Source organism: Tautonia rosea (assembly GCF_012958305.1).
Lineage (GTDB): Bacteria > Planctomycetota > Planctomycetia > Isosphaerales > Isosphaeraceae > Tautonia > Tautonia rosea.
Window position 1 is genome coordinate 43,561 of sequence record NZ_JABBYO010000020.1, and the last position, 25,605, is coordinate 69,165.

A 25,605-nucleotide genomic window follows, 5' to 3' on the forward strand; every position below is an offset into this window, starting at 1 on the left:
CTCCATCCGATCCGTTGGTCTCCCTGGACCGGCGCAATTGTCCTTGAAGTGATTGAGTGAGGAACCCGTCATGCGATGTCCGACAACGCGGCCGACCGCAGCCCTGCAACGCCGGGGCCTGACGCTCGTCGAGCTGCTGGTGACCATCGCCCTGATGCTCTTGATCATGTCCGTGATCGTCGGCGTCTTCACCTCCGCCACCGACGCCATGACGGGGATGAAGAAGGACCAGGAGCTCGCCTCCGAGGCCCGCCGCCTGGAAACGGTCATCCAGCAGGACCTCCGCGGCGCCACCGCCCGCTTCACTCCTCCGCTCAATCCCGCCGATAACCTCGGCTACTTCGAGTACGGAGAGAATTCCTTCTCCGACCCCCAGGGCGAAGACACCGACGACTACCTCGCCTTCACCACCAAGGCTCCTCCCGGCCAGCCCTTCACCGGCCGCGTCATGCTGCCCCGAGGCGTCTGGCCCGCCGGCGTCCCGCTCGCCGGCCAGCCCCGCTACCTTCCGGCCACCATCACCAGCGATACCGCCGAGGTCATCTACTTCCTCCGCCACGGCAATCTCTACCGCCGCGTCCTGCTGGTCGCGCCGAACCAGACGCTTTACGCCGACCTCGTCCCGTTCGCGAACCCCACCGGGTTCCGCTTCGCCGGAGTCGGTTCCGATGGCTTCAGCCTCACCGGCGCCAATGTGCCCGAGGTCAGCTGGCAGGGGGTGAACGATATCTCCGTCCGCCCCTCCAATTCCTTGGACGCAGCAAACAACGCCCCTCCCATCCCCAACACCCTCGGCGACCTGACCAACCGCCACAACCGCTTCGCCCGGCCGCATTTCACCAGCGATTTCAACGGTGACGGTGTCGCCGATGACGTCAACAACGACGCCGTCGAAGACTACTACCCCACGATCTATCCCACCACTCCTGCCCTCGGGGCCAATCAACCGGCCCGCCCCGCGGCCAGTCTCGACACCCTCGCCTTCCCGTTCCTCTTCCCCAGCGCCTATTCCCGCAGCGGCCCCGCAGCGTTCGGTCCCATCAACATCGGCCCGACCCTGGCGATGCCCAACCCGCCGTTCCCGCCGACCACCACCAACCATTCGCCGCTCGATCCGGCCGATGGCGATAACCTTCCCATTCCCGTCAGTCTCGCCGAAAACTGGACCTTCTGGGGCTTCCCCACCTGGGCCGAAACGCGCAACCCCCTCTGGACCTCCCCGAACAAACGTCTTGCCTTTGCCGATTTCCAGCTCCCCGCCGGGGAACAGGCCCGTGGGCTCTCCCAGTTGCGAGGTGCCGCCGATTTCCTCCCGCCCCAAAACCACTGGTACAGCGATGGCGCCGGAGGTCCGAACCTTCTTCCCCCCGCCTCCTCCTGGCAAGACGACCTGATCGCCACCAACGTCCGTAGCTTCGACATCAAGGTCCTCGACCCGAACGCGCCGGCCTATACCGACCTCGTCGGCGTGAACATGACGACCGATTATTATGACCTCGGTTACGGTCTGCCCCTGAAACTCACCTTCGGCGCCGGCGAGGGCGACACCCTCCCCGGCGAGACCACCACGCTCGGCCACGAAGGGCGCATCCCTCCGCTGCCGACCGACAACCGGGTCGATTACCACATGGAGCAGAAGTTCGGCATCATCTGGCCGATCGGCGACCCCAACGCCAACACCGTCCGGCTCCGCCGCGTCTGGGATACCTGGTCCACCGACTATGCCTTCGCTCCCTTCAAGGGAATCGACCCGTCGTTTTATCCCCCGCTGAGCAACACTCGGCCGGTCTATCCGTCGTATCCGCCGCCGTATCCCGAGCCCTTGCGAGGCATCCAGATCCAGATCCGGATGGCCTCTCCCGACAATCAGGTGCTCAAGGTCATCACCATTCGCCACGACTTCACCGACAAACTCTGACGCCGCCCGGCCGATCGATCGTCGGGGCCTGATCGCTCAAGACGGCCCCGATCCCATCCATCGCCAAGCGTCGTCTCCCCGCATTGCTCGCCGATCCGATGCGCCTCTCGGCCGTCGTTTACGAATCACTCAAGGGACCCGTCGAACAGAAGGAACCGAAGCCATGATCGCCCGACGACCCCGATCCCCCGCCTCCCGTCGCCGAGGTGTGGTCCTGATCCTGGTCCTGTCGATGCTGGGGCTGCTTGCGGTCATCGGCGTGTCGTTTGCCGCCTTCAGCGGTCAGGCCCGCAGCGCCGCCCGCAACTACACCAAGAAGCTCAACCGCCCCCTGGCCGACGACCTCGTCGGCTTCGGCATCCGCCAGCTCATCAACGACACCACCAACCCCATGTCCGCCCTCTACGGACATGGCCTCAAGCGCGACATGTACGGCAACGATGCGGTCGAGAACGGCTTCTACGACCGCAACCCCAACGGCTCGTTCCCCACTGTCGGCAACGTCACCGTGGTCCCCGTCGCCGCGGGTGAACCGGCCCGCTGGGACATCACGACGAACATCCCCAGCATCGTCGGCTACAACTTCACCGGCTGGATTCTCACCATTCCCGGCACCGGCGGCACCGTCGCACAAACCTTCGAGGTCGTCAACGGCGTCAATTCCGGCCCGACCTATGTGCTGGAAATCACCGGCTCTCACCGACCCGGCACCACCACGACCGGTCTGAACGGCGTCGTGGGCATGTCGATTCCAGTCACCGGCGCCATCTTCACCCTCGACGGTCGCTACCGACACGGGTTCAACGGCACCGGCATGGCTGCCCTCGCCGGCAATGTCGATCAGGCCATGACCGCCGGCAACGACCCCGGCAACCGCAACCCCGGCCAGTTCGCCAACTTCCGCGTCAGCGGCGGCATCCTCGAAGGGAATGCGGCCTACACCCCCCGTCCCTTCAACGTCAATCTTCTCCCTGTCGACGAAGATTACGACGCTCCTGACCTTGAAAACTGGTTCCTCGCCGCCCAGAGCGCCGACGGTCGCACCATCATCCCCTCGTTCCACCGGCCCGGCATCCTCGCGGTCGACGCCGCCGGCCTGAGCGACATGCGGGCCCCCCATCCGAGCAGCTTCCCCCCCGGCGCCCAGGGCACCCCCGAATATCGCCGCTCCGTCCGCGCCATTTCGAAGATCCTCACCCCCCGGCCCGTCGACCACCCGACCGCTGGTTTCCCCGACCTCCTCCCCGACGTCAACGGCCAAATCACCTACCCGGTGGACAACGATGGCGACGGCATCAACGACTCCGTCTGGCTCGACCTCGGCTACCCCGTTCAGCGCTCCGACGACGGCACCCTCTACAAGCCCCTCTTCTCCTTCATGGTCGTCGGCACGAACGGCCGATTGCCCCTGAACACCGCCGGCAACCTGAACGGCCGCCTGCTCGTCGACGACCCGACCACGCCCAACTTCGACGAGGCCGGCCTGCCGCTCTACGACCACGCCTCGCACCTCGGCTACAGCCCGAGCGAGATCAACCCCCAGTACGCCCTTCAAAACGCCTTCGACGCCACCGACGACGGCGCCGGCAACAACCTGCCCGACGACGCCAAGCCGCTGCATCAACAGTTCGACAATGCATCTCATCCCGTCACCGGCTTCGGCCATATTCCCGTCGCCCTCTCGCAGCTCCGCAGCCTCTTGACCGGCACCCGGATCAACCTGAACAACGACAGCGGCGAGCTGAACACGATTCTGATCAACGGCAACCTCGTCCGGTTCTACAACAACACGGTCGATAACGCCGACTTCCTCGTCGCCCGCAACGGCGGCCAGTCGGTCGACCGCTTCACCAACGAGGCCGTTCCCGGCCGCTGGGGAGAGCCCGACGCCATCCCCCCCGAGATGCGTCAGTTCCCCTACAACCCCGTCGTCGACCCCATCTCCCCCGCCCTCGACCGCGCCCTGAACTTCAGCAGCAGCCGAGTCGGTGCCCTCGATATTCCTAACCCGGTCCGTCCCGGCCAGTCCCCCTTCCCCCAGGGCCAGTACCTGACCGACGGCATTGACAACAACCTCGACACCTTCGACTTCTTCCCCGGCCGCACGCCTCGCGGTGGGAATTCGGCGGGAGGCCCTGAAGCCGGCCCCTCCTCGGCCTTCGATGTCTTCGCTCCGTCCGATGCGCACGACGCGGCAAACATGCCGATTCTGGCCTCCGAGCGCATCCGACGCTTCGTCACGCCAATCGACCCGACCGGCATCGGCCTCGTGGCCCGTTATAACCAGAGCCCGGTGCCTGGCAACCCCTTCATCCCGGCCGATATCGGCCCCGACGGGCGCGGCCGGGTCAGCTTTAGGCACTACTTCCGGCCCCCCGGCGTGCCCCTCGATGCCGACGATTTCAGCACTTTCGATCCCGTCCGGCCCGAGCGGTCCCGCCTGATCCGAAACAGCGGCACTCCCGTCGATCCCTCCTATGCCATCGCCCGGACCCACCATAACCGCTACCACGGTTTCCATGCCCACCTGTTCCCGGCCGGCAACAACGGGTTCATGATGGGAGCGATGCCCTTTGATCTGAGCAACGAGGCTGGAGCGATTCCTTTTCCTCCCCGCAACGCGCTGGGTGAATCGAATCCGCCCACCGACCTATTTGGCTCAGGGGCGTACGTCGGCACCTTCAGCACGACAATCAACGCCAATCCCTTCGGCCGCCTGCGTCGCGAACCGCTGGCATCCCCTGCCGAACCATACTTGGGGCCCCAGTTCGTCACCAATCCCACGACCGCCGTGCACGCCTACCCGCTCGGCAGTCCGTTGCTCAACGACCCGAACGAGATGAACCTCTACTGGCCCGACTCGACCGACGCCCCGTTCGGGCCGAACGACCTCGAATGGCTCTATCGCTTCGGCGATGTCGATGGCCTTTCGCTTCAAAGCCGCCTGAGCGACCTCGCCCCCATTAGTTTTGTCCACGCGGTCGATGCCCAGACCCGCCGTCGCCTCTTCAGCGTCGACACCTGGGACCGCATCGACTATTCCTTCGCCAACGACAACCCCATCGACCGCAATGTGATTTATCCCCCGGCGGTCGTCTACTCCCCGGGTGATCCGAGCCAGATCCCCCCGGCAGCCAATCCGGTTCCGATCGCCAACGCCCGCTTCGCCCCCGGCGTCTCGGCCAGCTTCGAGGCCCTCAACCAGGCGAACCCCGGCCTGACCCACGGCGGCCGACGGATCAACCTGAACCACCCATTCCCCCACTCCTATAACCCCAGGGAGTCGGTCCGGCAGAAGTGGATCTCCGAGACGTACGAAACGCTCAAGGTCATCCTGCCGCCGCACGCCATCGACACCCCGCACGAACTGGCCAAGCTCGGCCAGTTCGTCGTCAACATCGTCGACTTCCGCGACCCGGACAACGCCATCACCATCTGGGAGAACCCCGACGTCAGCCACCTGCCCGCCCGTCGCGTCAGCAACGCCGGCAACGACTACGACCTGCCGCCGTCGATCCATCTCCAGTACCGATCCGACGGTACTCTTGATCCGAACTTCGACCCGACCTTACCCCTCGTCCACTACGGCATGGAATATCAGCCGGTGGCCCTGAACGAGGTCCTCGGCTTCCAGTTCAGCTACGCCGAGGACGACGGCTCGGGAACCTTCATTAACACACGGGCCAACCGGCTGTTCATCGAGATGGTGAACATGCTCACCGAGCCCGGCCAGCCGGCCACCAATGCCAGCGACCTGGACCTCGAAGGCTGGGACTTCGTCCTCGTCAAGGAAGACCCGAACACCGCCTTCAGCGCCAACAACCCCTACTTCCACCCCGTCTTCACCCGCCCCGACCCGATCACCGGGCAGATTCCTAATGCCGCCCTCGCCGATGACGAACGCCCGGTCGTCCGCGACGACCCAGGCGTTGAGGCCCAGCAATTCCAGGCCAAGCCCGTGCTCGTCGGTTCCGGTGAGGAACCCGCACGCAGCGAAACAGCCCCCGACCTGGCGGCCTACCAGCAGTCCTACCGCGATTCCGGGCTGCCGGTCGTACCTCCGGTCGACAATCGCGTGCCGGCCATCGAATCCAATGGCGATCCCACCTACTTCGTCTTCACCGGCGCCCGAACCGCGAGTGGCGGTGGGACCGACATCCCCGCCATTAACGAGGTCGATCGGCCCGTCGATGACCCTGGCGACGCCAAGCGGGAATTCGCCACGGACGATTGGGCTCTGATCCCCGACGTCGATGACCCCGCCTTCAGCACCCCGACCGGCGGCCAGGGCCTCTTCTTCTGGCTCTACCTCCGTCGCCCGGCCAACCCACTGCTCCCGCCCGGCCCGGATAATCCGATGGTCGTCGTCGACTCCATCCGCTTCCCCTTCAGTTCCTCCAACGGCGCCGGCAGGGTAAACGGCATGGGCAATGCCGAGCAGGCGACCCAGCCGACCCAGCCGATCTACTCGGTCCAGCGTGCCCAGCCCTTCCGCGGCGGCCAGCTCGTCCCCGACCCCGAGGACCCGACGGTCCCGCTGTTCCTCTACGGCAGCTCCGAGCAGGTCCGGCCCGCTGAGCCTCGCGACACAGGCGACGATGAAGGCTACCGCACCTTCTTCGCCGTCCGCCCCGGTGAGGCCGCCAACGACCGCTACCGCACAACCAACAACATCTACGAGACCGTCGGCGGTCAGAACCTCAACTCACGCTTCCAAAACTTTCGTGGCCCGGACGACCCGCACGAGGCCTATGATTACTTCCCCTTCAACGATCGTGACTTCATGAGCGTCGCCGAGCTGATGCTCGTGCCCGCCAGCCCCCCCGGCCTGTTCACCAAGCAGTTCGCCGAGTGGGCCCCCTCGGCGCTGGTCACCCCGGGGCCGAATTCCTTCGCCGACATTCCTCCCACCGATATCTCGAACACGTCGCTTTGGGAGTATACTCCCGCACCTGACATCGGCGACCCCGTGCCTCCGCCCCTCGACCCTGCCACCGATCCCGTGCCCGGCGCCTCTCCGCCACTACCCCATCAACAAGTCCGCACCTACCCCTATCTGGCTCACGAGTTCTATTACACCTCCGACCCGAGCGAGATCGTCGATCCAACCAACGTGCTTGGACGCCCGAATCCGACCTTCCACCTCGTCGGCGGCCCTACCAGCGCCGGGTGGTACAAAATGTTCGAAATGTTCGAGGTCCCCACCCCGGTCCTCGACGCCATCGGACCCGTCGCCCAGGGCCTCAACTTCGACTGGTTCCGCCAGGATCGCCGCCCCGGCCAGATCAACCTCAACCTCATCCTCGATGAGGAGGCCTTCTTCGGCGTGATCGACGACCCCCGGTTGCTCGACGCCACCAACCTCCCGCGTAGTCTGATCGCCAACGACGCCGAGTTGCCCCAGATCGTCACCGCCGTCGGCCTCGACGGTCGACCGCTCGACAACTCGGTCGCCCCCTTCATCCGGGGCTCATACCCGATGGGGAACCGCGGCTTCACCGTCTTCTCCACTGACGCGACCGGTTACACGCTGAACACGGCCCCGACCTCGGCCAGCTTCCCCTGGATGCGCATGAAGCGATCCTTCGCCGACTTCCTCAAACAGCGGCACGGCGGCTCCGGTTTCCTCTTCGCCTACGGTGACGGCGTTACCGGCACCCAGGGCCTCCCGGCCTCCCCCACGCCTAACGTCGCCCGAGACCGACCTTACCGCTCGCTGTCGAATTACGACATCCAGCGCACCCTGATGCGTCCGGCCACGATGGATCCCTCCGACTTCACTGTGCCCGCCCTCAGCGACGCCACCCTCCGCGTTCGCGACCCTGGCCTGAAGGAGTCGCAATGGGACTTCAATGAGACGATCGCCGATCTGCTCGACCCCGGCTATTCTTACTTGCCGCCCGATCCTACGGCGATCGGGAGCACGGCGGATGTCCGGCTCTTCTATTCGAACCCGGTCCGCACCACTCCCTCGGGCATCAAGCCGATCGTCCCGCCGATCCCCCCCCGCCGGTGGTTCCAGCTCCCCGACTGGGCCGACCCGGCCGACGCGACAACCGCCTCGAATGCCTCGGTCGGTTCGGCCCAGGTCACCGACTATACGCCGATCACGAACACTAACACCGCCCTCTCGTCAATCGTCCCCACGGGCACCCACGGCAACTACCCTGGCCTGTTCCCTCTCTGGAGCTATTTCAACACCGGAGAGGAGATGCGCGACCGCGACACCGGCGCCTCGCCCCAGTTCGGCGGCTCGATCGTCGGCCAGGGCCCCGCGGGGACGACGTTCAACCAGCCCGATGGAACCACAGTGACCGTCCCCGAGCCCACGGGCAACGGAAACACGATCATCAGCCGCGACATGCGTCGGCACCCGTACTATCGGACCGAGATGTTGCAGAAAGTGTCCAACCTGACGACCCCGAGAACCCACCAGTACGCCGTCTGGGTCACGGTTGGCCTCTTCGAGGTCGTCCGGCCCGGCGACCGGGCTCAGTTGATCCCCGACGAGCTGGGCCCAGAGTTGGGCGTGGCCTCGGGCTCGAATGTCCGCTACCGTTCCTTCTTCGTGCTCGATCGCACCCGGGCAACCGGATTCAATCCGCTTCGGCCGGGCGACTATCGAGATGTCATCGTCTACAGCCGGCGGATCGAGTGATCGGCCGACCGTTTTTGGTTCGTTTGCGGGCCGTCGGTTGCCTCGGGGCACCAGCAATCAGCGTTGATTGCCTTGTCCCGGGGCATCCCTGGCCGATACACTTGTAAGACACGTCTCGTCGACCCATCTCGGAGTGAGGGAAACCGTCATGTCGATCCGTCACCGTCGTCCCGGCTTCACCCTGATCGAGCTGCTGGTGGTGATCGCCATCATCGGCGTCCTCGTCGGCCTGCTCCTGCCGGCCGTCAATGCCGCTCGCGAAGCCGGCCGCCGCACCCAGTGCATGAACAACCAGAAGAACATCGGGCTCGGCCTGATCGGCTACTTCAACGCCAAGAACACCTTCCCCAACTCCGTCGTCTGGGGAGAGGCCGACAATAACAACGCCACCCCGCTCGCTCTGGCGTACGAGGCCGGCAACATGGCCTTCGAGCTGGCCGGCCCGGCGACCCACCCGAATCACGACCTCGGCCCCTTGCATAGCTGGGTCGTCGAGATCCTCCCCTACATCGACAACCAGGCCCTCTACAACGATTTCAACCGCAACCAGGTTTACTTCAGTGTCGCCGGAACGACGACCAACAACCTGACCGTCTCCGCGACCGACATCGGCATCCTGAACTGCCCGAACGACGACACCCGCATTCAGGATCAAGGAAACCTCTCCTACGTCGTCAATTCGGGATTCAACCGCTGGTGGTACAGCGGTAGCGGCTGGAACGGCCAGAACGCTCCCCCCACCACCGGCCACGCCGTCCTCTTCGGCGCCGATCCCCAGACCGCCCGCAACAACGCCAAGCGCACCGGCGTCTTCTGGCCCGGCAGCATCCAGGGGAACAAGCCCTGGGACCACAAGACCACCGTCGCCGCCATCACCGACGGCTCCAGCACCACCGTCATGCTCACCGAGAACACCCTGGCCGGTGCCTCGACCACCAGCCCCTACTCCCAGGCCAGCGGGAGCCCGGTGGTCACCAACTGGGCCTCTGCCCACCCGAACTTCGTCGCCTTCATGGCCTCCGACGACGTTTGCACCAGCGGCACCGGCTCGACCAACTGCGTCGACGGGCAACTCGCCCCTCGCGCCGGCGGTGCCGGCCGGTTCGTCGATGGCCCCGGCTGGGCCCTCGCCAATAACAAGAACACCCGCGAAAACATCAACGGCGGCCGCTTGGTCGGCATCGAGGGCGGCTTCCCCTTCCCCAACAGCCTGCACCCGGGCGTGATCATCGCCGTCATGTGCGACGGCTCGACCAAGATCATCTCCGACACCATCGACGGCACCGTCTGGGCGAAGGTCATGACCCCCGCCGGCGAGTACATGGACACCCCCTTCAAGCAGCTCCCGGTCAACCAGAGCGACATCAGCCAGTAAGTCTTTTCTGGCCGATCGCCGCGGAGTGGACCCTCCTCGGCTCCCTTCCGAACCGTTTTTCTCCGAGATGCGGTGACCTCATCGACCCCGAGGCCCGGGAACTTTCCCGGTCTCGGGGTCCATTCGTTGAGACAGGCGGTTCCTCGATCCGTCCCGAGCACCTCGGCATCGACAAAGCCTCATCGGCTTCCGACCTTGCCAACGTTGCTCGATCGCGGTACAAGACCGTCTCAAAGACCGCTCGGGTCGTCCCACGGACGGGAACGGTCTGCGGAGCGATCGGGTCTCGACGCACGTCACATCTGCTGCGATCACGTCTTTTTTGATGCCTTGGGGGAGATCACCCTCCCTCGTCTTGCGTCGCTCCCGATCCATCGTCCCATCGGCAGAACCAGGCCGACGGCATCAACCGATCCCCCTTTCGGATCGGCCCCTTTGCCGTCGGATCGCTCGGGATCGAGAGCCCATGAGCGCAAGCCATCGTTATCGACCGCACTTGCTTCGGACGGCAGACCGCACCGACCCGCTCGTCGGCGAGCCGTCGCGGTCCCGCCGCCTCGCGCGGCCGACGATCGCGGCCCTCGCCTTCGGTGTCTGTCTCGTCGCCCTCGGCGCCGATGCCGACGGCCCCTATGGCCGGCTCGTCACCGAAATCCGCATCCAGGGCAACGATTCCGTCGCCGAGTCCCGCATCCGCGCCAAGCTTCTCACCCGAACAGGCCGCCCCCTCGATCCCGACACGGTCGAAAGCGACTTCCGATCGCTCAAAAATACGCAATGGTTCTCGCATGTTCGCGCCACGTTCCTCGAAGACCCCGACCGCGGCGGCATCATCCTCCTCTACAAGGTCGAGGAAATGCCCGTGCTCGACGCCGTCGAGTTCCGCGGCCGATGGGCCATCAGCCAGAAAAACCTTGAGGAAGCCACCGGCCTGAAGGCCGGCGCCCGCGCCGACGGCATCCGCGCCCAGTCCGCCGTCGCCCAGATCCGCCGCCTCTACGAAGAAAAAGGCTACCTCCAGGCCGAGGTCCGCCTGCTCGAAGGGGCCAAGGCCGGCGACACGCGCGTCGTCTTCGAGATTTTCGAGGGCCCCAAGTTCAAGGTCGGCGCCGTCGACTTCGAGGGCAACACCGTCTTCTCCGACGCCACCCTAAAGACCAAGATCCAGTCCAAGCCCCCGATCCTTGGCTTCCTCGGCCCCGGCTACAATGCCGAAGGCCCCGAGGAAGACGCCCGCCGCATCGTCGAGGCCTACCAGGCCATCGGCTACTTCGAATGCCAGTGCACCCCCGTCACCCGCCACGGCGGCCGCGTCGGCGACCTCCGCCTCAGCTTCGTCATCTCCGAAGGCCCTGAGTATTCCGTCCGCGACATCCGCTTCGAAGGCCAGGAACTCATCGCCGAGGAGGAGCTGCGCGAAGGCCTCGTCCTCCACTCCGGCCAACCCTTCCGCGACAACCTCCGCCAGCGCGACATGATCACCCTCACCGAGCGATACACCGCCATCGGCTGCATTGATGTCGATATCCTGCCCGAACCCCGCTTCACCGACACCCCCGGCGTCGTCGATCTCGTCTACACCATCAACGAGGGAGACCGCTACCTCCTCGGTGCCATCAACATCAAGGGGAACGAGCGCACCCGAGCCAAGGTCATCCTCCGCGAGCTGGCCGCCGCCGGGCTTTTGCCCGGCGAGCCCCTCGACGGCCGCCGCATGGAAACCGCCCAGAAACGCCTGGCCAACCTGAACTTCTTCGTCAACGATCCCCAGCAAGGCGAGCCGATCAAGATGGCGATCACCAATCGCCGAGGCCCCGACGCCCCTTACGGCGAGGTCGCCCTGCCCGACCTCGACGAGATCGTCCGCCAGGCCCGCTTCCAGACCCCCGACGAACCGGTTCAACTCGCCCACTTCGAACCAACCACCGTGGACGACGACGGGCCGGTGCCCCTCGTCCACTACCGACCCGCTCCCCTTGATGAGCCGCAGGCCGATGCCTCGATCCAGCGCGCCCGCTTCCAGGCGGTCGACGACCTCGGCCCTCCCGGCGGTGTCCCCGACCTGCCGCCCATCCCCCCCATCGACATCGAACCCCTCGCCCCCGGCGACGGCCCGGCCGCGGTCACGCCCTTCGGCTCCGGAGGTGCCTTCGAGCCCACCCCCGACGCCCTGCCTCCCATCGATGTGCCCCCACTCGTCGAGCCGCTGCCCCCTGGTCTCGGAGGCCGCCCCATCCCCCCCTCGTCCGACGGCACCCCCATTGGCACCTTTCCGTCCACGCCCGGTATGAACTTCTCCGACGTCGGCCCAGACCGTCAGGAACCGTTCCCGAACCGCTCCTTTGCCGACATCGCCACCCAGGCCGAGCCCCGAGGCTCCGGCCGCTCCTTCGCCGACCTGGATGTCGAGGTGCAGGAAGCCCCCACCGGCCGCATTTTGCTGGGTTTCGGTGCCACCAGCTTCGGCGGCCTCAGCGGCAACTTCATTGTCCACGAACGCAACTTCGACCTCTTCAACGTCCCCCGCTCCTTCCGCGAGCTGCTCAACGGCCAGGCCTTCCGCGGCGCAGGCCAGGAGTTCCGCCTCGAACTCTCCCCCGGCACTCAGATCAACCGCGCCGTCGTCAGCTTCCGCGAGCCCGATCTCTTCAATCAACGCATCGGCCTCAATACCTCCGGTTACGCCTTCTCACGCTTCTATCCCGACTTCTTCGAGCAGCGCGCCGGCGGCCGCTTCGCCCTCGGCAAGCAGTTCGGCACCCAGACCTACGCCGACTTCGCCGTCCGCGCCGAAAACGTGAACGTCTCCGGTTTCCAGACCCCCGCCCCGGCCGAGTTTTATGCCGTCTCCGGCAACACCTTCCTCGCCACCCTCCGGCCCAGCCTCCACTTCGACAACCGCAACGACCCCTTCCTTCCCAGCAACGGCTCCTATCTTGAATTCGCCTATGAACAAGGGTTCGGCGACTTCACCTTCCCCAAGTTCACCGTCGAAGGCCGCCAGCACTTCACCGTCTGGCAGCGCCCGGACATGACCGGCAAACATATCCTCAGTATGCGAGGCTTCTTCGGCATCTCCGGCGCCGACACCCCGCTCTACGAACGCTTCTACGCCGGTGACTTCCGCAGCCTCCGCGGCTTCGCCTATCGCGGCGTCGGCCCCTACGTCCTCGGCCAGAACGTCGGCGGCACCATGAGCCTGCTCGGCTCGATCGAGTACCAGTTCCCCCTCACCGCCAACGACCAGTTCCAGATGGTCGTCTTCTCCGACACCGGCACCGTCGAGAACGGCTATTCGATCACCGACTACCGCGTCTCCGTCGGCACCGGCCTCCGCGTCACCCTCCCCGCCCTCGGCCCCCTCCCCCTCGCCTTCGACATCGCCTTCCCCGTCGTCAAGGGTCCCGACGACCGCGAACGCATCTTCACCTTCTTCATCGGCGCCTTCTATTGATCCCTCATCCGTTCCTCCCCCTCTCCCCGCCCTCGGGGAGAGGGCCCAGCGTGGTGAAGCGCTTCGCCTCAACGAAGACGATCTCCCTCTCCCCGCTCGCGGGGAGAGGGCCGGGGTGAGGGGTCCCTCTCCAGGCTGCCCCGCTCGGCCTCCTCGCCACCGGCCACCCTGCTACCCTGCCACCCTTGGAACGGAATCATATCATTTGATCACCGGGTGGCCCGGGTTCCGCGCAGCGGACCCCGGGCGAGGGCTCAGCAGGCCCATGCGACTCCGCCCGGGGTCCGCTGCGCGGAACCCGGGCCACCCGCCGTGCCGTTGTCCGGTCGGCGCCGCCCCACGATGCCGATCCGGATGCCGTGCCTGTCCCTCACGCCTGGCGGGTGGCCCCGGTTGCTCGCCAACCCCCCCCTTTCAACATTTACGGAGACTTATTCGGGACAAGAGGTTGCGCCAACGAAGCTGGAAATCGGCTGGGTTCTTGCCCCGGCATCCTGTGAACGCCGGGGTCGCTGGCCACATGAACCGGCCCCGATCCAGACCTTCCGGGGGCCGCAGGCCGCGAACCGAGAAGTCGGATCGACAACCGACACCACATCGGGAAGCAGCCGAAATTGCACAACCCCATTCACAATATTGCCTTCCGCAAATGTTGAAAGGGGGGGTTGGCGAGCAACCGGGGCCACACGCGAGCCACCGGGGCCACCAGCGGACCGGGTCTACCGGGCCGTTCGCTCAACTCCTGGTTATCCGGTGTCGCTAGAACCATCCTTTGGGATCGCAAGGATGATCATCTCCTTCACGATGTCGTCGTCATTGCCCTTCCAATGGCCGAGATTCACATAAACTTGCTCGTTCCCTGGCGGTATCGGTTGGGACAAATACCGGGCAGCCCTTACCAAGGGCATAGTCGATGGTTCTATCTTGAGTGTAGCCTCAATCTCGATTCGATCGATGTGAAGTTCCAAACCCTCGGCTCGAACCAAATATCTGTCATTGAGATCGGAACTCGTCTGTATTCTTACCTTATAAGGTACGCCAAAAACATTAATCCCATCAAACGTCTCGGGTGCATTGACGATCTGTCTCCAGATGTCCATCAAACTCACACTTTGACCCGAAAGTCGATCTACAAAACGCTGCTCGTCAATCTGAAATTTTCCGAGTTGGGGCTCTTGGCCCACCGAATCTTCAAGTCCCCGAAGATGAATTTTCACCGCGTTCAATTCGCCATGATTGATGCACAATGGCGCAAATTTGGGGAGCCAATCAGCGACCACCTCATAATCCAAGTCTTCAAGGTTGCGAAGTTCGATGCCGACTGACGCTGCATACTCTTTAGCACCCAAAGCAAAACCCGTCGTCGAAACCGCCATGACGCTCTTAAAGGCGAATCGTTGACGTCTTCCTACAAGTTGCTCGATCCAACTTACAGGCGCAGGGCCCTCAGACGGTCTATCCCTACACTCGATCAACGCGCGATAGGAACTGGTGCCGATTCTGCCTGTGATGACAATGTCCAACTCTGCTACTTGGTGACCCCTGTCGTTGTAGACAGGCCTTCTTGTCTCTACCGAAAATCCACCAGGAACGAGCCAGCCTTCGATGAGGGCTACCATACGTTCGAGAGATTTGCCGTCGTTTCGCATCGAGTAGAACCTATCAGGCACAAGTCCGGAGACAGGAGAACCGCTCTACGCCAAAGCTCAGCGGACCCAGACGGCAAGGATCAGCCCCGATGTTACCACAGAGCGATCGCGTCGGCCGGGGTCCTCTACCGCACCGGGATAGACGGTTCTCTTACTCGGGAATCAACAGTTGCTCATCTACAGGCAGCCTCTCAGTCGGTGGACGACGATCTATATCCAGGAAGCGTTCTCGCCAGTCGTGGAGGAACCGGTAGCACACTTCCTCGATCGCTGGAAGGCGGTTGGCTACCTCGGCAACCTTATGTACATCGATGAAGGCAACACCATGAGACACGTCCAGCCTGACCGCGTAACTCTCGTCGATCCACTTGTCACGTCCCGCAATCACCGGCCACGCTGCACACGGACCCCACAGAGCCTCAAAGCAGGCCCAAACTTGGTTCTTGCTGCCCTTCTTGGCTCGCTCCATGTCGATCGAGGGGACGTAGCGATAGTACTTGCTAGCGACGATCTCGATGGCGTTCCAGAACGCCAGGAACCTGTCCAGCGGGTCGTCAGTCGTCAGCCCTTTGCGATACCAGCCCAGACTGCGTAGGAATGAAGGGCTTCCTCGTGCCAACTGGTGCGCTTCGCTAAAGGCGCTCTCAAACTGTTCCGGCTCGATGACCTGCCGTACTACGTGGCGTTGAGCAGGCATCCGCTCGCGCTCGGTCAGGCTCAAGTACATGGGGTGGTTGACCGCCAATGTAAGAGCATCGAGCATATGCCCGAAGAAGAAAACGGCGGCTTTGTAGGCGACCACATCGTCCGGTGCGCGGGCCGTCACCGTCGTCTTGAGGCCCGACGGTATCCCCATGATCTCGATATCACTGTAGAAGGGATCATGGACACGGAACCCTTTCTGCTGGGTAGTCCGCACGCGACGATGAACCGTGGCCGGGCCGTCTACATACAGAACGACTTCCCAGATAGGCGAGTCCGCCATCCGCCTTGCCTCCGCTTTAGCCGACAAACACGTTGTATACGAACGAACACCATCGTTCAAAACACGCCTCTTCGTCCCGAGAACCCGTTCCTTCAGCCAATTCTCTCGGCATTCTTGCGACGCGACAAGCGAATTCACGGTGAAACGCCGACGAACACAGGGCGACCAACATCGAAGCCGATCGGCTTCACAAAGGGCACCGGGGATGCCCCTCGGGCGACCCGACGGGCCGATCCGGCAGACGGGCCGGAAAAAGTGCTTAAACCCGCCCATCGCCACGATGATATCAGGATACGGCCGATCATCGTCCGAACACACACACAACCGTCCACCGACCGAATCACGCCATGCCCCCGCTCCCGAGAGGCGATCCCCCATGAGCACGCACCACGATCACGACGCAGGCCAGGAACCGCCCCGACCCGGACCCCGGACCGAGGAGGGCAAGGCCGCATGCTCGGCCAACGCCACGACCCACGGTCTGACCGCAAAACGGCCGCTCTCCGAGGAGGAGGCCGAGCGGATGAGGGTCATCGTCGACCAGTGGACGGTCAAGGCCATGCCCGAGACGCCGCCGGAGGAGGCACTGATCGCGTCGGCGGCAATCGAATATGTGCGCTATTTGCGCTGCGTCGAGGCCGAGGAGTCGCGGCTCGGGCCGGCGATCAGGGACGCCGTGCGCGACTGGCGCGAGGCGCAGCGGCATGCGATCCGGCGCAAGGCCCAGAACCTGCCGAACGACCCGGAACTGGTCGCCGCCGATCTCCTCGAATCGGCCTTCGGCATCGACTGGATGCTGCGGCACTGGCGAAACCTGCTGGACCTGATCGACCGAGGGGTCGGCTGGACCGGCGACAACCTGATCCAGGCAATGCACCTGCTCGGCCACAAGGCCGCCGCGCCGACCGACCCGACGAGCCTGCCCGCCTCGCTCTGGCAAAACGCCCTGACCGCCTTCCCGAAGGCGTGGAACCTCTCCGCCCCCCCGATCGGCGATCCCGAGGCCGTCGCCCGCATCCGGGCCATCGTCCTCGACACGATCGCCCACCTCGAAGCCCTCCGTCCCGTCGCCTGGGACGAGGTCGACGCCCCCCGAGAGCAGGTCGCCGAGGCCGCCGCCCTGATCGACACCTCCAAGGAAGGGCAGCTCCGTCACCGCTACCGCCGCGACGCCTTCCGCGACTTCCACCGCAGCCTCGCCGAGCTGACCCGCCTGCGCTCCGAGCGCTCCAAGACCCACGCCCGAGAGGCGAAGCTGATGGAGTCGGCCGCCTCCCGGCGCGATGACCGTCCGGCCTACGTCCCTCCCCCGAGCCGCCCCGAGCCGCCCGCGCCCGAATCACGAAACGAACCCCCTCCGGCGGCCGATCCTTCCACGAACGATCGACGCAACCCGTTCTCCGACCACGAGATGCCCAACGGAGCCCCAGTCCCCGCCTCGCCCGTCGAGGGGCGCACCAACGAGCGCACCGAGGGGCGCACCAATGAGCGCACCAGCGAGCGCCCCGAGGACCCTCGGACCGCCCCGGACGCCCCGAGCGGGGTCTCGCATCGCGCGAAGACCCCCGGGACCAAAGGGCGGAGTCATCCAGACAACCCGGCCCCCGAGAATCTTCGGAGGCCGGAAGGAGGGCCAGGCGATGCCGGGTCGACCGAGATCAATAGCTCAGCACGCTGACGATCTCCGTCGGCTCCAGCTTCGCCCGGCCTCCGAGGAAGCCCAGCTCCATCAGGAAGGCGCAGGCCACCACTTCGGCCCCGGCGTTGCGAACCAGGTCGCAGCAGGCCTTCATCGTTCCACCGGTCGCCAGCACGTCGTCGACCACGAGAATCCGCTTGCCCGGCTCCAGGGCATCGCTGTGCATCTCAAGCCGGTCGGTCCCGTATTCGAGGGCGTACTCGGCATGAACGGTCGAGAACGGCAGCTTTCCCGCCTTGCGGATCGGCACCAGGCCAACCCCCAGCGCCAGCGCCATCGGGGCCGCCAGCAGGAACCCCCTCGCCTCGGCCGCGGCGATCCCGTCCACCTGCCGTCCCGCGAACGGTTCGGTCAGCCGCTCGATCGCCGTCCGGAAGGCTCCCGGATGGGCCAGCAGCGGCGTGATGTCCTTGAACTGGATTCCCGGCTTGGGAAAGTCGGGAATGTTGCGGATGTAAGCGTCGAGGTCCAGCGCGTCTGTCGAAGCCATGCCCTGCAATTCTCCTTGAAGAAACGATTCCTGCCCAGGCCCCTTGACCATGCCCGAACCCGACCAAGCGTTCGCCCTTGCGTCGCGGATGCCGCGACCCGATCCGGACCCGACGCCACCATACTCCGCCAACCGCCGCGGCGCCTACATTTGCGCTTGCTCCGAGTGCACTCCCGGACTCGGGCAACGGTGACGGGGAGACCCCGGCCCGATCACCCCAATGACCCGGTCCAAGCAGGACCCCCGGAAAGTGAGATTGTGATGTGCTGGGGTTTCGACTATGGTCCGCTCGATCCTGCCGCAAGGACCCGTGCGGTTCTTGGCCTCGGGGCTGAGGTCGTCTCGTCCGAGGCAGATCGGGACCGCGTCGTCCTCGAACCCCGTCCGGGAGGGCGATCGGACGTGCGAGATCGCCTGCTCGTCCGGAAATCCTGGTGTGGAACCATCGGCCTGTGGGCCATGCTCGCCCCGTCCTGTCTCAAGGTCCGTGCGCAAGAGCTGCCCGTCGTCCTGCCCCCGCCTCCGCAGGAGGCCCCCGCGGTCGCTGATCCGCCGGCGACTCCCATCACGGTCGATCAACTCGCCGAACGCCTGGTCGAGATGGAGCAGCGGAACCGCGCACTCGCCGACGAGCTGGAGCGGTCGCGGCTGGAACACGCCGAGCAAATGCGGCAGATCCTCGATCGGCTCGATGAGGTCTCGACCCGTCTCCGCATCGCCGAGGACCCCGACCTGGACCTCGACCTCGACGAGGTTGGGCCGGACGGCTCGATCCAGCAGACTCCCCCCGTCGATCCCGGTACGGTCGAGAACCCGGTCCCCGACTATACCGAGGGCCAGTTCGCCCCCAATACACCAGCCCCCGGCTACCCGCTGCCGAGCATTGTCGAGCCCGGCCGATCGCTCCTAAAGGGGAGCTTCGGCCCCGGATTCCGGTTCCGGACTTACGACGGCGAGTTCCGGCTCAAGGTCAACTACGAGTCACAGGTCGAGGCCCGCGTCTGGGACCCGAGCAACCAGGTCCCGGCCAACAGCGGCATCTACCTGCCTCGCCAGCGAATCTTCTTCAGCGGGAACATCACCCGGCCGATCGAGTACGAATTCTCCATCAACCGGGGCTTCGGCGGGCTCAACATTCTGAACGCCTACCTGAACCTCCACCTCGACGACCGCCTCGAACTGCGCATGGGACGGTTCTTTACCCCCATGTTCTACGACCAGTTCGCCATCTCGAACTACTGGCTGATGCAGCCCGAGCGGTCGGTCTTCACCACGAACTTGTCGCTCAACCGCCAGTTCGGCGCGATGGCCTGGGGCTATCTGTTCGACAAGCGGCTCGACTACGCGGCCGGCGTCTTCAACGGCTCGCGCAACTCATTTGAACCGTTGAACAACGGTGTCGACTTCGTCAGCTATCTCAACGCCCGTCCCTTTCAGCAGTCCGAGGCCTTGCCCGCGGCCCGGTTCCTGAACCTGGGGGCCTCGGTGGCGGTCGGGAACCAGGATCAGGCTCCGGTTCCGCGGTCCTTCCGGATCGGCGGAGGGTCCCCCAGCGCCGATGTTCCCGGAGCGGCCACGGTACCGTTCCTCATCCTCGACCCGGGCGTGGTCGAGCGAGGCAACCGCCTGATCGGTTCGGTGCACGCGGCCTACTTCTACAAGCAACTCTCGCTGATCGGCGAGTGGCAGTACGGCTACGGCGGCTATGCCCCCTCGGTCGCGGCCGACTCCACGCGGGTCCCCTTCTCAGGCTTCTACGTCTCGGGGGGCTACTTCCTGACGGGCGAAACGATCGAACGGCGAGCCCGCCTCTATCCGCTTCGACCCCTCTTCCCGACCCGTGAGGACGACCGCCGCGGCATCGGCGCCTGGGAAGTCACCGGGCGGGTCAGCACGCTGCAGATCGGTGAACAGGTCTTCTCCGCCGGTCTGGCCGACCCGGATCTCTGGTCGAATCAGGCCGTCACGACCGAGTTGGGGGTGAACTGGTACTGGAACGAGTACACCAAGGTCTACCTCTTCTGGCTGCACGGCAACTTCGGCGACCCGGTCCTCTACCGCCCGGGACATCTCCAGGAAACGGCGGATATGTTCTGGCTACGATTCCAGCTCTATTTCTGATCGGCAAACATGTTCATTTATGAAAGAATATTGATCATCATCAGAGCGATTCGAGGAGGGATCGGAGGGAAGCGAGGTCGGGGTTCAGGAAGAGTCCCTCGATCACCCCGGGCTCTTTGAGCCTCCCAGCGGATTGAGCCGACTTGATCAGGCCGACCGCCTTGTCCACCAGGCTCTCCTGGGCGGACGAGGAGAGGTTCGGGTCCTCGGCGAGCAAAGCAAAGATGTTCGCGATCTCCAGAGGGAACGCAGCGACGGCTTCAGGGTCCGCAAGGAGTGCCTCCGCGGCCTCGACGGCTCCCTCTCGCATTCCAGCGCGGAACCGAGCCTCGATGCGTTGAATCTGCAGTTCCCATTGCGCTCTCGGATCGCTGGTCAGCGAGAGCGCCGCTTCAAGGTCGGGCACGACGGCTTCAAACCGGCCGAGGTTGAAGCCGGCCCGAGCCCGGGCCCGGAGCCCATTGAGTTGCGCCCGGCGGACCTGGTTCATGCGGGGGGAGTCGTCTGGAACGAGCTCAAGCTGGTTCAAGGCCGACGACAAGACGGACCAGGCGTCCTCCCACTGGCCGGAGTCGAGGTGCAGCTTCCCCAGGCGGGCGGACCGCAACCCTAGCTCGATCGGGTGGTTCGCGTCCCCCGGGCGGGTCTCCACCAGCGCTTCTAGCATCCGGAGGCCCTCCCGCTCTGCCTGGATGGCCTCCTCCGTGCGACCGAGCAGGCTGAGCGTCCGCGCGAGGTTCCCGAGCAGGCTGAACCGCATGTCCAGGTAATACGTCTCGCCGGGCTGCACGCGAAGCACTGCCTCCAGAACGCGATCGGACAGCTCATACGATTCCACCGCATCACGCGGATGGTCGTTCTGATTGAGCGTGTTGCCCAGTCGCATGGCAGTCACGATCAGGAGCTGCATGGCCTCGGGATCGCTTCGGTCGAACCCGTCCAGCCTCCGGGCCGCTTCCCAGGCTCTGGCCAGGAGGGGCTCGGCCTCGTCCACCCGGCCGAGATCGAACCGAACCCGGGCGAGCGTGAGGGCGACCTGAAGGTCGGCGATCGTCCACGAGGCGCCCGGTGGGAGGGAATCGAGGTACTCGACGCACCAGTCCGACAGGACCTGATGACCTGTGTCCCGCACGGAACGGACTTTGGGGTTGTCGAAGGGGCTGATGGCCAGCACGCCATCGACGACGGTGGTGTAGCCGACCAGGGTCCGCTGGAGGCTGAGGCTGGCAAGGTCGCGGGCGGCCCGAGCCTCGGCGGCGTTTTGCAAGGCCTGGCGTTCGCGAAGATCGGCCTGGCGGCGGAGGTCGGCCTCGACGATGGCGAACACCACCGAGCCGACGACGAGCGCCACCAGCAGGAGCCCGGCCAGCATGCCGACGGACGCGAACCCGGGGTTGCGGCGGCACCATCGCCAGGCCCGGCCCGCCGGGCGGATCGGCCGGGCGACGATCGGGCGGTTCTCCAGGAACCGCTCCAGATCATCGGCCAAGGCGCCGGCCGTCAGGTATCGCCTCCGGGGCTCCTTCTCCAGGCACTTCAGGGTGATCGTCTCCAGATCGCGGGGCACGCCTGGTTGAAGGTCCCGAGGGGAGACTGCCTCGGACTCCTGGACCATCCGAAGGGTGCTGGCCACGTTCTCCCCCTGGAACGGCGGGCGGCCGGTGAGCAACTCATAGAGAATGACTCCCAGGGCGTAGAGGTCGGCCGGGGGCCCGATGTCGTCGGCCCGGGCGGCGGCCTGTTCAGGGGCCATGTAGGCAGGGGTGCCAATGGGCTGGCCGGAACGGGTCAGCTCGGCCAGGTCGTGCTGCCATCGGGCCAGGCCGAAGTCGACGATCATCAGCCGGTCGTCTCCGAGGGGAATCGGGCCGGGACCCTCGGCGACGGCCCGCCCTCCCTCGGGCTTGAGTAGGATATTCGACGGCTTCAGGTCGCGATGGATGACCCCCTGCTCGTGGGCGTACTGAACCGCTCCGGCCAGCGTGGCGACCGCCCGGGCGGCCAACCGAGGGGCCAGGGGACGCCCCTCGAGCCGTTGGGCGAGCGTCCCTCCGGGCACAAATTCGAGGACGAGGTACGGCTGGCCGTCGTGGTCGCCGACCTCGTACACGGGAACGATATTCGGATGGTTGAGGGCCGCCAGCACCGCCCCCTCGCGTTGGAAGCGGTCGAGAACCGGGCGGGATTGCTCGTCGGCGGCCAGGATCATCTTCAAGGCGACGCGACGACCGAGCCTCGTATCGGTTGCCTCGAAGACCGTGCTCATGCCGCCGACCCCGGCGCGACCGTCGATGCGATACGGCCCGACCCGGTCGGGGAAGGAACGGGTGTCCTGCCCGTCGCGGCATTCGACGAGATCCGTTCGATGGTGAAGTGCGGCCCGGAGACGATCGCCGAGCCCTTGCTCCACCGGGTCCTCCTCGACCGGGCTGGCGAGGTCAATCTCAACCAGCCATCCCCGGAGTTCGGGGTCCAGGTCGGTCCAGCGATGAAGCAAGGCCTGACACGATTCGCAGTCGTCGAGGTGCGTCTCGATCGCCTCAGCCTCGGTTTCGGAGGCTTCCCCCTGAAGGAAACCTCGGAGCGAGGCGTGACCCGGGCAATTCATGATCATGGGTGGCCAGCATCCGGAGTTCAACATTGACCGTGGCGAGCAGGGGTTTCTGAGGCGGTTCAAGCGTCCGGGTCCAGCTCACGGACCGCCTCCCGGACGAACTTCTGGACCCGCCACCGGGCGTTGTAGACGTCGCCGACGCTCAGGCCCAGTTGCCGGGCGACTTCACTGCCCGGAAGGTCTTCGAGGGCCGTCAACCGAAACGCGTCCCAGGTACTCGGTGAGACCCGTTGCCTGACCCGGTCGAACGCCTGTTCGAGGAGAACTTCCCTGGCCTGGGCCTCACAGAATCGAGCAAGATCGTCCCGAGCGGCGACCGAGGCCAGTTCCTCCAGTGCGGCACTACCGCCGGTCGCGGCCTGGCGAGAACTCCGCTCGACCACTCGGATCCAGAAGCGATAGGCAATGGTCTTCATCCAGGCCCGGAAGCTGCCGTCGGGGTCGTAGCGGAAGTCCTTGATCTGCCGGGCCACGGCGAGCAGGGTGTCCTGGGTCACGTCCTCGGCGTCGCTCGGCTGGAGGCCCCACCGCCGGCACCACCGGTAGAGCACCTTCCCGTAGCGTGCAAGGAACTCCGCCCAGGCTTCTTCAGAATGCGGATTCTCCCGAAGACGATCGAGCAGGCTTAGCGAGGTCCGGGGCTCCATCGCGGGATACTCTCTCGTCCGGACGCGACCCGGGGTAGATTGACCCCGGCCATGACCGACCAGACCCTCGGGAAGTTCGTCTTAGATGTGGCCGGTGCGACGACGCTTCAACAAACGAGGAGCCAGGCCCCGTGGGATGAGTGGAGTTGCGTCCAACCGACCCGACATGCATGTCCCTTGTTGGGAATATGTTACTTCAGCTGAGCTGTCAGGTACAGAGGGGCGATGCACCTCTCGACAACTGCCGGGCCACCGCGAGGGAAGTTCGAGGCATCCTTTGGCATTTTCCAGGACCGGATTGCCAAGGAAGCTCGACGTCCCCGGTCGAGAAGACCGGGAACGGTGGCTGAACGGGACCGAATTGCCGGCCCTCAACCAGTAATATCGGGAAATCCGGGGGTTCTGGTCACCTTCTCTGATCGAAATCACTCAATATTTCACCAGGAAGCTGACTCCTCCGGTCAACTGGCTGAAATTGCCGCCTGGGGCACCCCCGCCCCCAAAGGCCGGCTCGCCGGCGAAGTCGCCCCGAATCTCAGGACGGACCTCGAGAATCCGGTTCGGATGCCAGTTGGTCCCGAGCGTCAGGGCGAAGTATTCGGTGTCGAACCCGGTTCGGGTACCTTCGGGGTCGCTGAACCAGTCGGCTCGGAAGTTGACGTCAAACTTCGGGGCGAGGTGGTACATGAACTGAGTGTAGATGCCGTAAAAGGATCCGGTGCCGACCGGGGTGTTCCGGTCCCAGCCCATGTTGTTCTGGATCACCTGGGTCAGTTTTTCACTCCAGTTTTGCTGGAGGCGCAGCTCGACCATGGTCACGAAATCGCCATTGAGCCCCGGGGCCGCGAAGATCGCGTCCGGACCGGCGTACACCGATCCCGTCAGCCGAGTGCGTCGTTCGTCGGTCAGCCAGTAATTGACCTGACCGATGTAGCAGTACGAGTCCTCGCTCCGGAGGGTGAAGAAGGTGTTGGCCCCCATCGTCATGCCGCTCCAGACGTCGAGCCGGTCGGTGACGTGCAGGTTCGCCAGGAAGCCGGTAAAGGCTCCGTCCTGGGCGTAGAAGAACTGATAGTCGTTCGAGTAGAACGGCCGATACGGGGCGAGGAAGCCGTTATAGCCGATAATGGTGTTCATGCGGCCGATTTTAAAGTCGAGTCCGCGCTCGGTGAGGATCGGCAGGTGGAAGGAGAGGTAGAGATCGCGGAAGTCCTGGCTGAATCGAGGGTCGGGATTTCTTCCGCCAATGCCTCCCAACGGCTGACCGGTGGCCGCGTTGGCACCAGCGAAGTAGCGGACGAAGAAGCCGACGTCGAAGCGGTCCTGCCGGAGCGGGCGGTCGATGACCAGGCCGATTTCGTTGAGCAGAAACTCGTCGCCGAAGCGATTGAGCCGAGGTTGGACGCTGAGGAGGCCCGGTCGGGTGGAAGCGCCGGTGTAACCGCCCTCGACCCAGCCGAAGACGTCGATGCCGAGCGTGTCGAGCAGGCCCGCCGAACGCAGGGCGTCGCTCAGGAGGTCGACGTCAGAGACCGGATACGGACCGAGCCGGAAGAACTCGGGAGCGCCGACGATGTCCTCGGCCTGCTCGGCCGGCAACGACTGAGTCTCCAGGCCCAGACCGGCAAATGCTCCCGGCAGGGTGAGGTCGGTGAGCAGCGGTCGGGGGAGTTCATCGTAGTCGGGGAATCGAGGGGACTGGACTTCAGATCCTCCGGGCGGAGGGACGGCCCCGATCTCAGAAGAGGACACTCCATAGTCGGGCAGTGGAGGAAGGGGGATCTCCTGCGCGACCGCAACGACGGACAGGGCCGCGATCAGGCCCAGCACGACCCCCGCTCGCAAACTCGTCCTCATCGGAAATCCTTTCCGGTACACCGTGATTGCCGTTCCCGAATCGCTCATCCTGGCGAGGGGAAGGCACCCGTTCAGGTCGTGGGGAGCCGATCGGTTCATCGGACGCAGGATGACGGCGAATTCAACGAATCAAGAAAT

General features: G+C 65.1%; 12 protein-coding genes. 6 read left to right on the plus strand and 6 right to left on the minus strand.

The features are described from left to right. Positions 1-70 precede the first annotated feature (70 nt). The 4 genes from HG800_RS24370 (at position 71) to HG800_RS24385 (ending at position 13,405) form a co-directional block, all read left to right on the plus strand. Positions 71-1,918, plus strand: a complete 1,848-nt coding sequence (locus HG800_RS24370; protein WP_169980514.1) for a PulJ/GspJ family protein — start codon at positions 71-73, stop codon at positions 1,916-1,918. A gap of 163 nt (positions 1,919-2,081) precedes the next feature. Then, positions 2,082-8,576, plus strand: coding sequence for a hypothetical protein (locus tag HG800_RS24375; protein ID WP_169980515.1), 6,495 nt, complete (start codon positions 2,082-2,084; stop codon positions 8,574-8,576). 148 nt (positions 8,577-8,724) lie between these two features. Next, positions 8,725-9,951 (plus strand): DUF1559 family PulG-like putative transporter, encoded by a 1,227-nt coding sequence (locus HG800_RS24380; RefSeq protein WP_169980516.1) that lies wholly within the window; start codon positions 8,725-8,727, stop codon positions 9,949-9,951. A gap of 466 nt (positions 9,952-10,417) precedes the next feature. After that, positions 10,418-13,405 (plus strand): BamA/OMP85 family outer membrane protein, encoded by a 2,988-nt coding sequence (locus HG800_RS24385; protein ID WP_169980517.1) that lies wholly within the window; start codon positions 10,418-10,420, stop codon positions 13,403-13,405. Between the two features lie 746 nt (positions 13,406-14,151). Here the strand turns inward: HG800_RS24385 and HG800_RS24390 are convergent. Both HG800_RS24390 and HG800_RS24395 read right to left on the minus strand, forming a co-directional pair. Continuing rightward, positions 14,152-15,054, minus strand: a complete 903-nt coding sequence (locus HG800_RS24390) for a restriction endonuclease (RefSeq protein ID WP_169980518.1) — start codon at positions 15,052-15,054, stop codon at positions 14,152-14,154. A 151-nt stretch (positions 15,055-15,205) separates the two neighbouring features. After that, the gene (locus HG800_RS24395; protein WP_169980519.1) at positions 15,206-16,039 is read right to left on the minus strand and encodes a methylamine utilization protein MauJ; all 834 of its coding nucleotides are present in this window, start codon (positions 16,037-16,039) and stop codon (positions 15,206-15,208) included. 376 nt (positions 16,040-16,415) lie between these two features. On the opposite strand from HG800_RS24395, the gene HG800_RS24400 reads away from it, so the two are divergent. After that, positions 16,416-17,717 (plus strand): hypothetical protein, encoded by a 1,302-nt coding sequence (locus HG800_RS24400; protein WP_169980520.1) that lies wholly within the window; start codon positions 16,416-16,418, stop codon positions 17,715-17,717. On the opposite strand, the gene HG800_RS24405 is transcribed toward HG800_RS24400, so the two are convergent. Then, positions 17,698-18,228 (minus strand): adenine phosphoribosyltransferase, encoded by a 531-nt coding sequence (locus HG800_RS24405; protein ID WP_169980521.1) that lies wholly within the window; start codon positions 18,226-18,228, stop codon positions 17,698-17,700. The two genes, HG800_RS24400 and HG800_RS24405, sit on opposite strands and share 20 nt — an antisense overlap. Before the next feature lie 261 nt (positions 18,229-18,489). Between HG800_RS24405 and HG800_RS24410 the strand changes: the two genes are divergently transcribed. Beyond that, positions 18,490-20,349 (plus strand): OprO/OprP family phosphate-selective porin, encoded by a 1,860-nt coding sequence (locus HG800_RS24410; RefSeq protein WP_235963939.1) that lies wholly within the window; start codon positions 18,490-18,492, stop codon positions 20,347-20,349. A gap of 40 nt (positions 20,350-20,389) precedes the next feature. Here HG800_RS24410 and HG800_RS24415 read toward each other — a convergent pair whose 3' ends face one another. The 3 genes from HG800_RS24415 to HG800_RS24425 all read right to left on the minus strand — a co-directional run bounded on the left by HG800_RS24415 (position 20,390) and on the right by HG800_RS24425 (position 25,467). After that, entirely contained in the window at positions 20,390-22,963 is a 2,574-nt protein-coding gene (locus HG800_RS24415) for a serine/threonine-protein kinase (RefSeq protein WP_169980522.1), read from the minus strand. Positions 22,964-23,022: 59 nt separating this feature from the next. Then, a complete protein-coding gene (locus HG800_RS24420) occupies positions 23,023-23,610 on the minus strand; it encodes an RNA polymerase sigma factor (protein ID WP_169980524.1) in 588 nt (195 codons plus the stop codon). A 429-nt stretch (positions 23,611-24,039) separates the two neighbouring features. Further along, positions 24,040-25,467, minus strand: coding sequence for an outer membrane beta-barrel protein (locus HG800_RS24425; protein WP_169980526.1), 1,428 nt, complete (start codon positions 25,465-25,467; stop codon positions 24,040-24,042). Positions 25,468-25,605: the final 138 nt, after the last annotated feature.

Bases quoted from the DNA above. Each gene is read 5' to 3' on its own strand.
- HG800_RS24370 (WP_169980514.1), top strand. From the start codon at position 71: ATGCGATGTCCGACAACGCGGCCGACCGCAGCCCTGCAACGCCGGGGC.
- HG800_RS24375 (WP_169980515.1), top strand. From the start codon at position 2,082: ATGATCGCCCGACGACCCCGATCCCCCGCCTCCCGTCGCCGAGGTGTG.
- HG800_RS24380 (WP_169980516.1), top strand. From the start codon at position 8,725: ATGTCGATCCGTCACCGTCGTCCCGGCTTCACCCTGATCGAGCTGCTG.
- HG800_RS24385 (WP_169980517.1), top strand. From the start codon at position 10,418: ATGAGCGCAAGCCATCGTTATCGACCGCACTTGCTTCGGACGGCAGAC.
- HG800_RS24390 (WP_169980518.1), bottom strand. From the start codon at position 15,054: ATGCGAAACGACGGCAAATCTCTCGAACGTATGGTAGCCCTCATCGAA.
- HG800_RS24395 (WP_169980519.1), bottom strand. From the start codon at position 16,039: ATGGCGGACTCGCCTATCTGGGAAGTCGTTCTGTATGTAGACGGCCCG.
- HG800_RS24400 (WP_169980520.1), top strand. From the start codon at position 16,416: ATGAGCACGCACCACGATCACGACGCAGGCCAGGAACCGCCCCGACCC.
- HG800_RS24405 (WP_169980521.1), bottom strand. From the start codon at position 18,228: ATGGCTTCGACAGACGCGCTGGACCTCGACGCTTACATCCGCAACATT.
- HG800_RS24410 (WP_235963939.1), top strand. From the start codon at position 18,490: ATGTGCTGGGGTTTCGACTATGGTCCGCTCGATCCTGCCGCAAGGACC.
- HG800_RS24415 (WP_169980522.1), bottom strand. From the start codon at position 22,963: ATGATCATGAATTGCCCGGGTCACGCCTCGCTCCGAGGTTTCCTTCAG.
- HG800_RS24420 (WP_169980524.1), bottom strand. From the start codon at position 23,610: ATGGAGCCCCGGACCTCGCTAAGCCTGCTCGATCGTCTTCGGGAGAAT.
- HG800_RS24425 (WP_169980526.1), bottom strand. From the start codon at position 25,467: ATGAGGACGAGTTTGCGAGCGGGGGTCGTGCTGGGCCTGATCGCGGCC.